Below are 15,474 nucleotides of genomic sequence, written 5' to 3' on the forward strand. Positions count from 1 at the left end.
CAATCGACCAATTACAAGGACACCTATGGCAAGAAGTGAGTGCGATTGCCCTTCAAGCAATCGCACTCTTGACGTTTCAGCTTTAACGTCCTACCGAACAAAGCGTCACATCAAAGCTCTTCTGCGTTGGACAACTGTGCAAACCTGCTTCATCGTCATATGCGAAACTATAAGCAGTAGGACATGTTTTGCGTACAGTCTGGACAAACTTTGTTTGTACGACAGGTCCCCTGCGACACCGCTCGACATCGTTGTACGGACAACATAAATCGATACCGGGCGGTTGGGTTTCAGGCTTTCCTAGACCAAAAGGAGGGGGATAGTTCCATTTCTTACACGGAGACAAGCATTGTACGGCTTTACCGCCATTGAAGACCCTCAAATCCCCTAAACCTTGTTTTTCATCTTGAGGACAGCTATTCAGAGAAAGATTACAATTGGTTGTTATACATGAACCTGACTCCCCACCTCTTGGTTTAATCTCGACAGGAAGGCTGTATCCGTCTACTAGGCTGATGTTATACCAAGCATTATCTTTTGAAGAGAGGTTCGGAAAGTTAATTTCAACTTTGGTGTCAGCTGGAGGTTGACAACCTGATGGAGGGCATGGTGGTACTGCTTGTCCCGCCGCACAGTTCATGCCACGATCGTCACAGCCGACTTTTGGCCAGAATCTTCCTGCCCAACCACTACTTGGAATAGAATAATCGTGCGATTGACCCTTGGATAGTTTAACAGTACCATCCGGCAAAGGAGTTATATTGGCGTTAGGTATTGTTGCCATCCAGACGGGAAAGTTACACTGATTGGTAACTGACAATCGAGTCGTATGGCTCGTGGCTCTTGATTCTTGTGCGATCGCCGCAGAGGCACTGGGAAAAAACAGCAAGAATGTTAGTGATATTACTAAAAGCGTGGTTCTTGCTTTGGTCACTGCTCTTATTGCAATGGCAGAAACTCCGGACAGGGCAGATGAAAAGAGCGACAGTATATGGAGTGTTCGAGATTGTAACATTGTCGGACTCCTGCTTTTACACAGAGATTGATTGCGGTTTTCCAAGAGAGGAGCGGAAATAACACGCCCCTCGGTTCTAACTTTCGTGACGCTGCCTTATTATGTCTGCAATACTTGAGTTTTGGCGGGAGCAGTACAGGCAATCTATAAAGTTCTAGGAGAAATCTGCTGCTTGTACGTTATAACCACCGTATTCTTCCATATACTTGAGAATCGATGTTCCATACTCATCATGAGATGGTTGGTTTTTTAACAAAAGGTCAGCTACTCCGTAAGGACCGCGCAGATGTGCCCCTGCTAGGATACCAGAGAGGCTAATAGTGATTGTTTTTGAGGCGCCTCTGTCATTAAATGTCTTTTGCTGACCGAGGTAATTGTTGATAGACTGTCCTTGCGCCCCAAGCGCACCGTTAACACGTTGCAAATTTAGGTTAAAAGCCTCACGAATTGCAGCTTCTTGAACTTCACGGGAATTTTTGAATTGTTCTTTACTATTAATGCCTCTCTTTGCTGTCCAAGTACCTCGCCAGTAATTTTTGTCAGCACCGTTTCCATAGTAAACATCGGCTTTGTAGTAACCAAGGTCAATTAGCAAGGGTTCTCCAAATTGGTACTTGCCCATAAACCCTAGTGTGTTTTCAGAGGTGTATTGTCTTGGGTCTCCTGATGGAAACCCCGATTCAAATGCTCCCAGTGCTTCGAGCATTTTTTGGAAATTGCCCTTACCAGCGCCGCCGCCACCATTACCAGGTTGACCTTGCCCTGGAATAACAAGTACCATTCCAACTTGAATCTGTTCGGGATTACCTCCAATTACATTGCGATTAGCTTCATAAATTTCACGCCAACGATTGCCATCCCCGTAGACTTTTTGGGCTATCAAAAACAGTGTATCTCCAGATTGAACAGTATAAGTTTGACCAAATGCTTGAGCAGTTGTCATGATTTTCTCCTTTCAAAAGTTGAGTTTTGTGGAATATATCGAATAGGAAGTGGTTCTTTGATTCAAGAATTATTGAGAGTCCATGCTAGTGTCTGCATTAAATAACTTGGTTCCTAGTATTAGAGAAATTGAAATTCTTTAACAACCAATCAAAGAATTGCTTTGACTGGCTGTCTACCTAAATTAATTGCCTCTTGGATGGTATCGACAAATAGATCAATTCTATTACCGATAATTGCCGTACCCTTATCTAACGCAGATGCAGGAACCTGCCTACCGTCCCATAGTATCAGGGTGAACTCTTTTAGCAGGGGAATAACATTTGGGTCTACAGCACACTGTACGCGCCCTCTACCGCTTAGGGCTTCTTGCAATGTAACTCCATGTACACCTGTTGCAGGCGGATGTCCTTGTGTTTCTTCCCTGCTATAGAATGTAGCTTCTAGATTTAATGTGTTAGGGGGATTGGGATTCGGATTCGGCTGACCAAGTCCTGGGATAACAAGTACCATCCCAACTTGAATCTGCTCTGGGTTCCCTCCTATTACACCACGATTAGCTTCATAAATTTCACGCCAGCGATTGCCATCCCCGTAGACTTTTTGGGCTATCAAAAATAGCGTGTCCCCAGGTTGGACAGTATAAGTTTGGCTAGATGCTTGAGCAGTTGTCATGATTTTCTCCTTTCAATAATTGAGTTGTAAAAAGACCAGAAGCCGCAATTAAGTTACGCCCTTTTCTCCGTATACTTTCCTTGGTCGTTGAGATACCACAGACCGTAGTGTCCCTCAGCACCGTTTGGTCCAGACCAAGGGTTTTCTGGAGGAACTTGGGCGTTCTGGTTGCTTTTCCAAGGCTCGTCAAATGCCTCAAAAAGGTAAGTTGTTACTTTCTGCTCAAATGCCCACTTATCAATTGCCTTGTAGTAGGCAAGAAGATTTTGTACATTGTTGGCTGTGTTGTTAAAGCTAATTCCTTGGGAAGACCATCCAGTTTCGCCAATCATGACTTCGCACTGCGGCTTAATTGCGGCAACAGCTGTTTTAATAGTATTGAAGGCTTGAGCTACCCCATTTACACCTTCAATCGGAGTGGCTGTATTCAAAGCCGGATAAAGGTTGCAAAGGATAAAATCGCAATTCTGAATGAGGGTTTTCAACTCGTTGTAAAACGGGCTGTTTGGGTTGGCAATATTTCCAAAAGTATGCGATCGCACGCCCACTTTGATATTCAGGCTTCTAGCTTTCTGCTTGTTAGCTACAATCATCGCGTTGACAGCATTGGTTGTCTCTGCGTTAACTACATATTCATTTGTGAATACAAAAGAAGTTACCGTATTGGGATAAACAGCGTTCGCTGCTATTGCCGCAGAAAAAGCAGCTTTAATTTCTGCCTGTTGTAGTGCCGCGTTTGGCAGTTGCTGATAAATTCCTTGAGCCACCTCAATAACAACCTGACCCCTCTGCTGATTCAACTGAGCAGCAGCAAGAGCAACGCGACAGTTAGAATCTACTTGATCCCAAGGTGTTGTGGGCTGGTGATAGCCTGCATAACCCATCCCATATGTGCAAATTTTGTTGAATTTGGAGGCAATGACCTCAAGCATACGGACAATATCCTGCTGGCTGTATGAATTCCACCACGGAGTCGTGGCGTTTGGAGGAGTTCCAGTCCAGCGACCAACATAAGGCTGAAAAGCAATACCAAGAAATTGAGACATAACAAAATCTTCTGTTCAAGTGAGATTTATAAGAGTGAAGGAGTACTTATTAGCGTGCGACGTGCTAAATATTACCCATCCTCATCATTTACAAGGGTGTACCAAAAACTTGTGTCCAGTAGTGTTTGTAATTAACGTCACCCATATCCTTAGCTAAGAAATAATAACCAACCCCTATTTCCTTATAATCTGGAGTCAGAATGTTTTTGCGATGTCCTGGGCTGTTCATCCATCCCTTAACGGTATCTTCTGGGGTAGACCGACCTGCTGCAATATTTTCTGCTGCACGGGAGTATCGATAGCCTGTAGCTTTAATGCGGTCAAATGGGGATGAACCATCTTCTCCTGTATGATTGAAATAGTCCCGCATTGCCATGTCTACACTGTGCTTTTGAGCGGCTACAGCTAACCGACCATTGAATCTCAATGGTGGTAAACCTGCTTTCTGACGTTCGATGTTAGTGAGTTCTACAACACGATTGATAAATTCTTGGCTCATGGTAACAACCTCCCAAATGTAGAAATAGATTTTAATAATTGGTCAGTAAGGGGCGATTTGGTTAAATTCAATCAAATTACGTCTTTGATTAGGGTTTGCCAAAGCATTGTGTCCAGTAATGTTTGTAATTAACGTTACCTGTATCATTGCCTAGATAGTAGTAACCAACTCCAATTTCTTGATAATTTGGACTCAGGATGTTATTGCGATGTCCTTCACTGTTCATCCATCCTTCAAAAGCATTTTCTGGGGTGGAACCACCTGCATAAATGTTTTCACCGACATAGGTTGATGGATAACCTTCAGCTTGGGCACGATCTGAAGGTTTGCTTCCATTTGGGCTTTTATGACTGAAAAAGTCCTCCAATGCCATGTCTGCACTATGTTTCTGTGCTGCTGCTGCTAACACAGGGTTAAATCTCAGCTCTGGCAAACCAGAAGACCGACGTTTAGCATTAGTGAGTTCTACAATGCGATAGATAAAGTTACGATTCATAGTTAATAACCTCTTAGTTAAGAAATTCTAGGAGTGATTAAGCTAGTAATTGGTCTGAAGACTAAGTAATCAAGCATGAAAAATATTAGAGATTTCCTCTAATTGGCAATACGGCTCCACGACTGGCTTACAGCATCGTTTGCTGGATTATAAAATCAGCCAGTTTGACAGAAAAACTAGAATTTGAGCTATTCTTCTGAGCAGAAGGTGAAGCTCTAGATAATTGCTTGTTTTTCCTGCTTCTATTTTTAGATAGATTCAAGTCCAATCGACTTATACACTTGTATGGGTTGTGTTAGCCCAATATCGTCCAATAGCAGATCGGGTGTCACCAACAGCCGTACAAGTGCTGAAAGTCTTGCTAACCAAGACTTTGATAAAAATTTATTTGGTCACAAATACGATGAATGCCAACTTTAATTTTATTTTTGAAATCTTTTTTTGCCACATAAGCGATGACTTTGGCTTCAGGCAGTTAGCATTTTTGCTACTTCTACCAGATTAATACCAGTTTTTGCAAGACAACCGCGCTACATCATCTGCATAAGTTCACAAAACCAAAATCTATATATATATGTAGCTCTCCAGAACATTGAGAAAAAATGGTCACTGGTGAAATAGGTTTGCTGTTGATGTCATATCTGATGAAAAGCGAGGTAATTTTAAAACCTATGGTAGCACCGTCAAGATACTGGATAATGTGGATAATTGATTCTCCTAGAGTGGAATATAATAAGCTAAAAGATGGCTACAAACTCAGGACAATCCACTTAGCACAGGAGTTCTTCAGGGTACAATTTCCCAAGTTAGCCAGTCAACCCACACTATCGTCAGAAGAAAACAGACATGTTCAAGCTGTTGTGTGGAAAATGTTTCGTTCAGCTGACGATATCCGCGATCGCGCTTTTGCTGGGCTTTGTTTGAGATGCTATGTATCTCAGACAATTCTCATCAGCTGCAAAAAAATTTCTCATACTTGTAAACCCCAAGTTGAGAACCCTTTTAGCTATATTGATTTGCTTCCATTCGTTTTAAATGACGATGGTAAAGAAGAGGTGCTGTTGGATAGTGAAGAGCAAACTCAACTTATCTTGAATCATGATTACACAACTCGACCAATAGCTAAAGGAGGAGAGTTTTTTAGCGTTGAAATTTTGCGGAAATTTAATCCAACCTTAAGTTCTAGTGAAAGCTTAGATAATTGGACTTGGAGATTAACCCAACAAAATCAAAATTTAAGGTTATTTCTGTGGGAGTTAGGGGTAAGGACTCCCAGTGACTGCGCGTTATTATGTAGACATATTCCCCGTTCTCTGGAACCGCATCTTCAAAAAGGAGACCGCGAAATTGTAGAGGTCTTTCATGCAGTCTATCGTCGAGACAGACGCAACTCACATGAAAAAGGACGTTGTTCTGAACCTACGCTAAACCAACTGCAAGAAATGCGCGATTTGTTGCAGCAACGAAATATCATTCATTCTCATCAAAAACTAATTTATCATCTCAAAAGAATCGCAGAAATCTTACGTCAGGATACGCTTTATAAAAGAACAGGTAGTCCCAAAACAATACCTATAGAAGTGTATGATAACTCCACTAATGACTATGTTCCCAATCTAGAGTTAGGTTTTTATACTGACACCGGACTAGAGGAAATTGAATTAGACCAATTAAAAGAGGATTGTCATGCCTTATTTGAAGAGGTTTTATATGAAGCGATATCAGAAGTGATTTACCAACAAATTGAAGGTTTAAGAAAAAGTAAAGGTTACAAAAGTTTTGCTCAAAAATTCCATGAAGGTTTGCAACTTTACTACGAAGAGGATAAGTCTTTAGGGGAGATTGGTAAATTGTGGGGGATACCTTGGTATCAAGCCAGACGCATATTTAAATTAGAAAACTTTCTGGAGAATGTTCAGTATCGCACAGAAGAAAAATTTATTGACAACATTTCAAAAACATCTACAAAATATCGAGTTACAACAATTTCCACTAACCCAGACTATTTAAAAAATGTTGCTGAATCAATTAGAAATTATGCTTTGAATAAAACATTTAATGATGCACACGCAGAAATACAAAGCGGCAAAAAACAGCAAAAAAACAGCTTATTTGCTCAACTAATACGCCGTTATCTTAATGATTCAATCAAAGAGGCAGCATGAGCAAATTATTTCCCATAAAATACTGATTTTATCGCAGCGTAGCATATAACCATGAGCTAAGATTATGATTAATACCTCTATTTATTCAAGATACTGGAGACAAGAATTGTCACCAAAACTTATTTGGCTGGAACCGGAACATTTTGAGTCAGCTAAAGAAATTAGCGACCGAAACTTAAGCGAAACACACCAGTGGAAAATTTATTTAAATGCATTAGCGCTACTTGGTTTTGAAGAATGGCTGAGAGAAAGAATTCCAGATGTCAAAATTAATCGAGATAACTGTTCAATATTTAAATCCGACAGCGCTAATGTGATTGATGTTGTTTATAATCTAAGTTTAGGTGGATTTAACCTTTGCTTAATTACTGTAGATAACCTAATTGATGATTTTGTCACTGTACCCAAAGAAGTCATCAATTACCCAAAAATGATTGCTCATTTTTATGTATTGATTGAGGTATTAGAAGAGGAAGAAAAATTAAATATTAACGGTTTTTTACGTTACGATAAACTCGTGAAATATTGCCAATCAATTAATTTGGAAGCTCAATCTGATAGTTGTTATCAGCTACCGCTTTCTTGGTTTGATCCTGAGGTAAATAACTTATTGTTATACTCGTGTTTCTTGTCACCAGATGCTATTCCTTTACCATCAATAGCTGAGGTTAATCATACAGATATACAAACTATAAGCCAGACTACAAGCATCGTTAAGAAAGCGCTAGTAAACGTGAGCAGTTGGTGGCTTGGAGTTTTTGAAGAAGGTTGGCAATCCACCAAAGATATTCTGAAGACGCTTGATAATAACTATGCTTGGGGTTCTGCAAGAAGTAAGTCGGTTGATTATCATTGTGGGGCGAAAAAGTTAGATTTTGGACTATTGTTAAATGGTCAAGCATTAGCTTTAGTTATCAATGTAAAACGGTTGGAAGATAATGAAGTCGATGTGCTTGTACAGGTTATTCCTTACAATGAGTCACCTGGCAATGAGGAATATCTACCGTCTGGGTTGAAGCTGAAAGTGACTCTTAATCCTAGTACTTCTGAGTCAGAAAGTCAGGAAGTCACTGCGAGGAAAGCTGATAATATCATTCAGTTAGAATTTAGTGAAATTTTAGGTAGACAATTTAAGGTTGAAGTCGGCTTTCAGGGTGCTGTGATTACTGAGGAATTTTTGTTGTAATTTTTTCAAATGGTGTTTAGCCTAGAGTAGACTTTTGCCAGTGCTGGGGTCAAATGAGCAATCGTACGTGCGACCCGAAGTCGCACAGGAGAGTGGAACCCTCAAAAAGTTCCCAGGTTAGTATCCAAAACCTGTACCCGCTTAAAGGGGCTTTGCGCTTAATCACAAAGTTTCATAGCTAGAGGGTTAAGTGCCCAACCTGATTAGTAAAGCCATTCACGCTCATGGAGGCTAGGGTACTGAGGGACACTACGGTCTTTGGTATCTCAATGACTCTGGTGGTTATACACAGAAGCATGTCTAGCAATAAGCATAAACAATGATGGGGAGAGTTGAGCAATTTATAATCTCTTAAGATTCTGGTGTAATTAAACACATATTTATTCTGGTTCTAGTTACAACCATCATCTTCGTTAATGTGACGTTGAGGATGCGCGTGGGTGGATGAAAATGCAAGTGAAAACCGTTATCAAAATTCAAAGAAGAAAATGGCTGACAAAAAAACGATTAATTTTTCTGGCTATGTATGGGAAGTACGCTCTTCCGGTGATGGTGGTCCAGGTCCAAACCACTGGAGTAGTGATAATGTCTGGGTTGACCAAGATGGTTATTTACACCTGAAAATTACTCAACAAAATTAAAATCGGCGTTGAATCGGAGGGCTACAACCCCGAAGAGAAACGCCAAAGAAAGGCAATCCGTATTTATACAGATAAAAAGTATAATGGAGGGCTGTTCATTATCGATTTAGACCACATACCTGAAGGAATGGCGGTATGGCCAGCGATATGGCTGGTTGGAACGGGACATACATGGCCTGAGAACGGAGAAATCGACATCATCGAAGAAGTCAACTCAACACCCTCTGCGAACAACAGCAACCAGTCAACATTGCACACCAGAAAGGGATGTGTCCAGAACGTCCCACATATTTTGCATCCCGACTGCAACGCCAACAACGCTTTCACGGGATGTGGCATCATGGGACCAGAAGGCTCTTTCGGCCACGGATTCAACCAGAACGGTGGTGGAGCATACGCTTGCGAGTGGATCTACGACCAGACAATTAAAATCTGGTTCTGGAAGCGTGCTGACATCCCTGCGAATGTCCTTGGAGATTCACCTGACCCGAACACATGGGGAACCCCTTACGTCAGTTTCAATCCGTGTCCCGGATATTTCAAAGACATGGAGATGGTCGTCAATACGACCTTGTGCGGAGACTGGGCTGGCAATGTTTTCCCTGGAGGATTAGAAAAATGCGGTGGGTACCTTTGGGACACAAAAAATAATCCTAAATTCCGAGATGCATATTTCCTCATCCGAAGTGTAAGAATCTTCACGCAAAAACCAACTTAAATGTCGGTAATTCATAGTTCTTGCGACATAATCAGGTTAAATGTAGCCTAGGCTACATTTAACCTAGGGAAGAACAATGGACTTTCATTTAGTACACGGGGCGCGGAAATAAAGTACCCATGTTATGGGACACTGGGTTTAGCTGAGATTAATCGCCCTCAAAGCGTCTAAAAAGGACGAGGACATGGCACAATTAACTCCAAAATCACTCACCTGAAGTGAGTGCGATCGCTTCGGAACTAGAAAAATTGCGATTGGCGACATAGCGCACCACAGCAAATAGCACTGCGAGCCAAAATAATCTTACTGGCGGACAAAGGCAGCAATAATCGTGAAATTGGACGGGAACTCAACATCAGTCGATACATGGCTCGTAGATGGCGTAGATATAGCGTAGCTGACACGATATAGGCAAAGTAGTACAAACTTACCTAAAATCTGATTTGGTAGTATGACAGTAACACGACTATAACCCTTATTCTTTCGTGCAACCTTGTGCCAGCTTTCTCTAACGAGAAGCAAACAAGACTTGGATGATTCATAAAAAAGCGATAGCTAAAAAGTTTATACGGTAATACTTTCAGCCTCAGAATGCCTATATCGTGTCAGCCCCGCTATATCTGCCCCGTGTTGACAGTTCTGAAACAGAACCGTTGACCGTGCGTGCAAAGTTACCTCCAGACCAAAAATGGAATAATGAAGAGATTATATTAGCTTTGCCGCCTCAAAATATCCACTGGTTTGATGTTCAATCAGGTGATGCTCTTTGGTTGCACTCTTGTGTCGTCATCTTTACCTCCAACTTCGTTCTCGCTTCTTTTGAAAGCTCAGAATTAAGTTGTCGCATCTCAATTGGATGAGTTACTGTACAACTAGAAGAGGCGATCGCCAAAACTAACCAGCAAATTAACGAAAATTATAACTCACCTTTAAATTTCGATACTGTTACACAGAGTGCGATCGCTCTCATTCACCTTAGGATTGCTTTTCAGATAATCACCTACCCAATTGCAACCATCAACCAGTAGCTGATTTGACTCCAAGCCCAAATCCCACAAAATTAATTTTCCTAAGTTGTCAGCTGAAGCAAGTTGATTGCCATCAGAGGTGAAATTTAGGCTCCAGACGGAATCATCGTGTCCAAAGTAAGTTTTCAGTTCCTTTCCGTCAAGACTCCAAACTTTAACAGTCTTATCTAAACTGGCAGTAGCAATTGTTTTACCATCTGGACTAAATCTGACACGGAAGACTCCAGCTTCATGCCCTTTAATGGTTCTAATAAATTTACCTTCTCTTGTCCAAAGTTTGACTGTTTTATCCTCACTGGCAGTAGCAATCATCTTGCCGTCGGGACTGAAACTGACACTATGAACTCCATCAATATGCTGTGTAAGGGTTGTGATTAGTTTACCTTCTTTTGTCCAAAGTTTCGTAGTTTTGTCCCAACCAGTGGTAGCGATAATTTTGCCATCGGGACTAAAACTGACGCTATTAGCCCCTTCCCCATCTTCATCTTTACCTTTTGTATGTGCCTTAATACTTCGGAGTTGCTTGCCATCTAAGTTCCAGAGTTTAACAATGCCATCATAACCAGCAGTGGCAAAGATCTTACCATCAGGGCTAAAACTCACTTGCCATATCCATTTTTTATCGTGTCCCTTGAAATCTTTGATTTTCTCTCCTTTGCGATTCCAAAGTATTACAGTTCCATCAGTGGTAGCAGTAGCAATTATTTGCCCATTAGGGCTAAAATTGACGTGAGTAAACTCTGCTTTATCCAATTTAAGAGTTTTAATTAATTCACCTGAACGCTTCCAAAGTTTAACAGTTTTGTCCTTACTAGCAGTAGCAAATTCCTTACCATCAGGGCTAAAACTTACGCTATAAATTGCACCGCTATGCGCCTGATAGATTTGATGTTTCTTCCCTTTTAATTGCCAGATTTTGGCAGTTCCATCCTTGCTAGCAGTGGCAATCATCTTTCCGTCAGGACTGAAACTCACGCTCCAAATCCAATCATTATGTCCGCTCATCAGGGTTTGGAACTTATCGCCAGATTCGCCCCAGATTTTAATAGTTTGGTCAGCACCGACAGTAACAATCTGCTTTCCATCAGGACTAAAACTAACGCTAGTGACCGAATTTTTATGATCATCTAGGGTTCTTATCTCTTTTCCCTCAATGCTCCAGAGCTTCACAGTTTCATCCCTACTAGCGGTAGCAATTTTCTGACCATTGGGGCTGAAACTCACACTCCAAACCCAATCAAAATGTCCAGTCAAGGTTCGCAGTAATTTCCCATCTTGGCTCCAGAGTTTGACAGTTTTATCCTGACTGGCGGTGGCAAGAGTATTACCATCAGGACTGAAACTTAGGCTCAAAACAGGCTGGTCATGTGCTTTAAAAGTTTTGATTAATTTACCTTCTCTTGTCCAGAGTTTAACATTTCCTCCGGCATCAGCGGTAGCAATTGTCTGTTCGTTTGGACTAAAACTTAGACCATCTACACGATCAAGCTTTTTTTTATTCTCCTTGAAGGTAGTGATTAATTTACCTTCTCTTGTCCAAAGTTTGACAGTTCCGTCCCAACTAGCTGTTGCAATTCTGTTTCCTGTAGGGCTAAACCTGACTCTACGTACCAAAGCTTCATGCCCTTTGAGGGTTTGTATCTGAGTCCCATCTAAACTCCAGAGTTTAACAGTTTTGTCCTTACTTGCAGTGGCAATCATCTTACCGTCGGGGCTGAAACTAACGTCTGTAACCTCATCTTTATGCTTTTCCAATCGATTGCGTTCCGTAACTTTATAGAGTGCATTTTGTAATAAAGTATCAACCTGCTTTTGGATATCAGCCTTTTCCTGAAGTCTATGAACTACTAGATAAGTTGGTGCTTCTTTCAGTTTTCTGGATGCCCTCAAACTTTCTATCAGCGCTTCAAAATCTTGCTCCGAGGTTAAAAGCGCTTCACTTGATACACTAATAGCTTTGATTTCGTTCAATTGGGCATTCTGCCATTGCCACCAAGCTGACCCAGCGAGCATCAAGGCTACCAGCGAAACACCAGTAAGCCCGAAAATAGTTAGCTTTCGTCTCAGCCTCTGTTTTTGCTGCTCTTGTTTGCGCCATGTAATGCTAGCGGTAATAAAATCTCGCGCTTGTGGTGTTAGTTCATCTCCCCGTTGTTTGTACCAATCTTCTGCTACTGCTAGGCGCGTTCCTTGCAATAAAGCTTCTGGGTTTTGATTACTATTTTCCCAATCACGTACATCTTGCTTGAACCTTTCTTGCCAAATGCGAAACTCACGGTTAGTTGTTATCCACTTTCGCAGAGTTCCCCATTCCCGAATCAACGCTTCATGGACAATTTCTACTGTTTCTATTTCATCAATTTTATCCCACCCAGTCACCACTAAACGCTCATCAGCCAAGTGTTTGACTAAACCCCAATTTTCCTTCCCCACCTCGTTGCGAGTCGCCACACGCCTAGTGTCTTCTGTCCCTTCCCCTGGACGCACTAACTGAATAAATACCCTTTCTGCTTGTTGTTTCTCTTGCTCAGATAGGTTTGTTAATGCTGACGAAGCGTGTTTTGCTAAAGCTTTTTCTAAACCGCCAATTTCTTCATAAGCTTGATGCGTCAAATACCAATTTTTCTGTTTCGACCACAGTTGAGCTAAGGCAAACTCCAGCATAGGTAAACGACCAGGGCGATCGCCCACATCATTAATTAGTTTACTTGTTAACCCCTCCTCCAGTTCCACCTTCATTTTTAAAGCTGGTTTTTCAATCGCATCTCGCAATTCCTCAGAGTCCATTGGAGTTAGTAACAATGGGGGGTATTGTTGCAAAGCCTTTCCCATTGATTGATCGTCAAGCACAATTCCCAAAAAATCCGCTCGCAACGTCAGCACCAGCGTAAACCCCGAAGTTTTTCTTACTGCCAAAAGCAGTGCATTCAAAAAACTGTGGCGTTCTTCCTGGGCAGCAAGAGTGTAAAGTTCTTCAAACTGGTCTGCCACTAACACCAAACGGTGATATCCTGAGGAGTTAAGAATATTTTCGAGAAAATGGCGTAATACTGTCTCATCATGTCGCAGGTTTACCTCAAATTCTAGTTCCGCTAAAGAGCTAGCAGTTTCTCCTAATGCTTCTGTTTGTCCTTGTACCACAGACTTGCAATATTTGCTCAACGCTACAGCCAAAGCATCAAACGGATTTTTCCCCGGACGAAAACTGATTATCTCTACATTGCCTTTCTCTTGTAAACGAGGAATCAACCCTGCAAACACCACAGACGACTTCCCACTCCCAGAAGCACCAACTACAGGTACGAGCGGGTTGCTGCTGACGGCTTTCACTAAAGAAGCAATAAACTTCTCCCTACCAAAAAAGAAATCTGCATTTTTCTGACAAAACGCAGATAAACCTTGATAGGGACAATCAGGAAGTTCACCAGAAAGTCCTCCTAAATCTTCCCAACTCGGTGTAGGACTAGTTGTATTTTGACAGATAATTGGCAACCAGCTTACCCCCGGTAGCCGCTTCTCAATATCTTTGTCGTCTGCAAGTTCTAAGAGCTTATCTCTTGCTTGTCGAACTGAATTAAATAAAGATTCACCTTTTGAAAAAGAACTTAAAAAATATTGGAGAAACTTTTGTGCTAATTTATCTGGTACTTCTTCGCGCCAGACAATAATATAAGGTAAGTTTAAATCTGCTAATTGTCTTGCTAAACCTAGACCGTCGCAGGAATTGAAGATTGCTAATTTTAAACCTTTGTTAATAGCTGCCTTCAGTGTTCTTTTGATTTCTGCCAAACTTAAACTATCATTGGGATTAATATTTATTATGCCTGTTTGACCATCACCTTTTGTTTCGCTATGACCGGCAAAAAAAAGGATATCGCAGGCTTCTTCCCAGAGCGTATTAAAATCGGAACGATTTGGTTCTGTAAGAACGATGAGTTCTGCTGATCGTTTCTTCAATTTTTCAAGTAATTCTTTATCTGCACTAGTATCAATATTTGTACTATCTCCAAAAATACTGATAATCCTAGGTCTTCTAATTTTACCAGAAGCCGATGATTGTTCCGATGTCGTAGTACTTGCAACACAAGTGTGAAAACAAACAGCCGGTTCACAAAAAAACTTTTGAGCGAAAAAACCCCATTCCTGCCAAGGTAGTCGATGTAAGATGTCTTTGGTCGCAAGGCAGGCAATTTTCTCAGTGTGGATAAATAGACGAATTTCTGGTTGAGAGTCTTGTGGCAGTGCTTGTTCTAATTTTGACTGAATGGGGTGAAGCCACTGATGAAGGTGACGGCATAAACCCTGAGCATAATTATCACAATCTGTTTTGGATATATGAGTGACTTGGTTATTTTTAAAACCACCTCTGGAATGGTTCAGTAACGAATAGTATTGCTCTTTCCAACGTTGATAAGAAACTGAAATTTCCGTATTTGGAGGTAATTGCAATTCTAGTTGTGTGATATTCTCAATTGCATTTGCTACCGTTATCTTAAGATTAATTTTACCAAAGCCGCGCTCAAAGTTACCGTCACCAAACTCCAAATTTACCCATATTTCCATAAATTAGCACCCTAGATTAGTTCACATATCCCATCATTATTGTTTTTCAAAAAAGAATAATCAAAATAGAAAAGGATTAATAAATTTTGGTTAAGACTATCCCAGATAGTACTCACAAGTGGCTTGTAGGTGGAAAATAAGCCTTAGTTCATGTACACCGATCAACTACCATTAGGCGACTTTTCAGATCCTGTCTCTACTAAGAGTGTAAAAAACCCTAGAAGGAGTGCGATAATCGCAGTGTTTTATCCAATCTCATACATAGCTACAAGTGTAAGAATGTTGATTTCGTAAAAAATATTATTTGAAAACTAAATACACTCTATTTGAACAGTATTTAGTATGTGTCTGACTTGAACTGTCTAAAATATTGTAAGCTGTGGCGCTAATAGCTAAGTATTACTAATACCAATTCTCTATGAAGTTGCACTTAATAAAGCGGAGGTGATGTAATTCCATCCACAAATCGAAGCGATTGCTTCCGGAGAAATGGAATCTGT

12 protein-coding genes and 1 pseudogene are annotated in these 15,474 nt (G+C 41.0%); 6 read left to right on the forward strand and 7 right to left on the reverse strand.

The genetic code is table 11. The annotated features are described in order from the left end of the window. Window positions 1–82 precede the first annotated feature (82 nt). From PI95_RS12660 to PI95_RS12685, 6 genes are all read right to left on the reverse strand, one after another. The gene (locus PI95_RS12660; protein WP_163518842.1) at window positions 83–934 is read right to left on the reverse strand and encodes a thaumatin family protein; all 852 of its coding nucleotides are present in this window, start codon (window positions 932–934) and stop codon (window positions 83–85) included. A 235-nt stretch (window positions 935–1,169) separates the two neighbouring features. Continuing rightward, window positions 1,170–1,958, reverse strand: coding sequence for a LysM peptidoglycan-binding domain-containing protein (locus tag PI95_RS12665; protein WP_039741985.1), 789 nt, complete (start codon window positions 1,956–1,958; stop codon window positions 1,170–1,172). Between the two features lie 149 nt (window positions 1,959–2,107). Next, window positions 2,108–2,632: a LysM peptidoglycan-binding domain-containing protein gene (locus tag PI95_RS12670; protein ID WP_039741987.1), complete on the reverse strand. Its 525-nt coding sequence runs from the start codon at window positions 2,630–2,632 to the stop codon at window positions 2,108–2,110. Window positions 2,633–2,685: 53 nt separating this feature from the next. Then, window positions 2,686–3,678: a glycosyl hydrolase family 17 protein gene (locus PI95_RS12675; protein ID WP_039741990.1), complete on the reverse strand. Its 993-nt coding sequence runs from the start codon at window positions 3,676–3,678 to the stop codon at window positions 2,686–2,688. Window positions 3,679–3,766: 88 nt separating this feature from the next. After that, the gene (locus PI95_RS12680; RefSeq protein ID WP_039741994.1) at window positions 3,767–4,177 is read right to left on the reverse strand and encodes a CAP domain-containing protein; all 411 of its coding nucleotides are present in this window, start codon (window positions 4,175–4,177) and stop codon (window positions 3,767–3,769) included. A gap of 88 nt (window positions 4,178–4,265) precedes the next feature. Further along, the gene (locus PI95_RS12685) at window positions 4,266–4,673 is read right to left on the reverse strand and encodes a CAP domain-containing protein (protein ID WP_039741996.1); all 408 of its coding nucleotides are present in this window, start codon (window positions 4,671–4,673) and stop codon (window positions 4,266–4,268) included. Window positions 4,674–5,275: 602 nt separating this feature from the next. Here PI95_RS12685 and PI95_RS12690 point away from each other — a divergent pair. The 6 genes and pseudogenes from PI95_RS12690 to PI95_RS12715 all read left to right on the forward strand — a co-directional run. Further along, window positions 5,276–6,838, forward strand: coding sequence for a hypothetical protein (locus PI95_RS12690; protein WP_039741999.1), 1,563 nt, complete (start codon window positions 5,276–5,278; stop codon window positions 6,836–6,838). Window positions 6,839–6,902: 64 nt separating this feature from the next. Then, complete coding sequence (locus PI95_RS12695; protein WP_039742002.1) at window positions 6,903–8,024, forward strand: DUF1822 family protein; 1,122 nt, start codon at window positions 6,903–6,905, stop codon at window positions 8,022–8,024. A gap of 488 nt (window positions 8,025–8,512) precedes the next feature. Continuing rightward, window positions 8,513–8,665 carry a hypothetical protein gene (locus tag PI95_RS12700; protein WP_163518843.1) on the forward strand — a complete coding sequence of 51 codons (153 nt, stop codon included), beginning with the start codon at window positions 8,513–8,515 and terminating at the stop codon, window positions 8,663–8,665. 1 nt (window position 8,666) lies between these two features. Next, window positions 8,667–9,383 (forward strand): LamG domain-containing protein, encoded by a 717-nt coding sequence (locus PI95_RS12705; RefSeq protein ID WP_507236761.1) that lies wholly within the window; start codon window positions 8,667–8,669, stop codon window positions 9,381–9,383. A 285-nt stretch (window positions 9,384–9,668) separates the two neighbouring features. Further along, complete coding sequence (locus tag PI95_RS37485; protein WP_201280424.1) at window positions 9,669–9,794, forward strand: helix-turn-helix domain-containing protein; 126 nt, start codon at window positions 9,669–9,671, stop codon at window positions 9,792–9,794. Between the two features lie 224 nt (window positions 9,795–10,018). Continuing rightward, window positions 10,019–10,150: pseudogene (locus PI95_RS12715) on the forward strand (sugar ABC transporter ATP-binding protein); the annotation flags it as partial. 162 nt (window positions 10,151–10,312) lie between these two features. Here PI95_RS12715 and PI95_RS12720 read toward each other — a convergent pair. Next, entirely contained in the window at window positions 10,313–14,974 is a 4,662-nt protein-coding gene (locus PI95_RS12720) for an nSTAND1 domain-containing NTPase (RefSeq protein WP_052324853.1), read from the reverse strand. Between the last annotated feature and the right edge of the window lie 500 nt (window positions 14,975–15,474).

Source organism: Hassallia byssoidea VB512170 (assembly GCF_000817785.2).
GTDB lineage: Bacteria > Cyanobacteriota > Cyanobacteriia > Cyanobacteriales > Nostocaceae > Hassallia > Hassallia carrinoi.

What these genes read in the sequence shown, in the direction of transcription:
- PI95_RS12665 (WP_039741985.1), bottom strand. Translation starts at nt 1,958, where the DNA reads ATGACAACTGCTCAAGCATTTGGTCAAACTTATACTGTTCAATCTGGA.
- PI95_RS12670 (WP_039741987.1), bottom strand. Translation starts at nt 2,632, where the DNA reads ATGACAACTGCTCAAGCATCTAGCCAAACTTATACTGTCCAACCTGGG.
- PI95_RS12695 (WP_039742002.1), top strand. Translation starts at nt 6,903, where the DNA reads ATGATTAATACCTCTATTTATTCAAGATACTGGAGACAAGAATTGTCA.
- PI95_RS12700 (WP_163518843.1), top strand. Translation starts at nt 8,513, where the DNA reads ATGGCTGACAAAAAAACGATTAATTTTTCTGGCTATGTATGGGAAGTA.
- PI95_RS12690 (WP_039741999.1), top strand. Translation starts at nt 5,276, where the DNA reads ATGGTCACTGGTGAAATAGGTTTGCTGTTGATGTCATATCTGATGAAA.
- PI95_RS12720 (WP_052324853.1), bottom strand. Translation starts at nt 14,974, where the DNA reads ATGGAAATATGGGTAAATTTGGAGTTTGGTGACGGTAACTTTGAGCGC.
- PI95_RS12680 (WP_039741994.1), bottom strand. Translation starts at nt 4,177, where the DNA reads ATGAGCCAAGAATTTATCAATCGTGTTGTAGAACTCACTAACATCGAA.
- PI95_RS12675 (WP_039741990.1), bottom strand. Translation starts at nt 3,678, where the DNA reads ATGTCTCAATTTCTTGGTATTGCTTTTCAGCCTTATGTTGGTCGCTGG.
- PI95_RS12685 (WP_039741996.1), bottom strand. Translation starts at nt 4,673, where the DNA reads ATGAATCGTAACTTTATCTATCGCATTGTAGAACTCACTAATGCTAAA.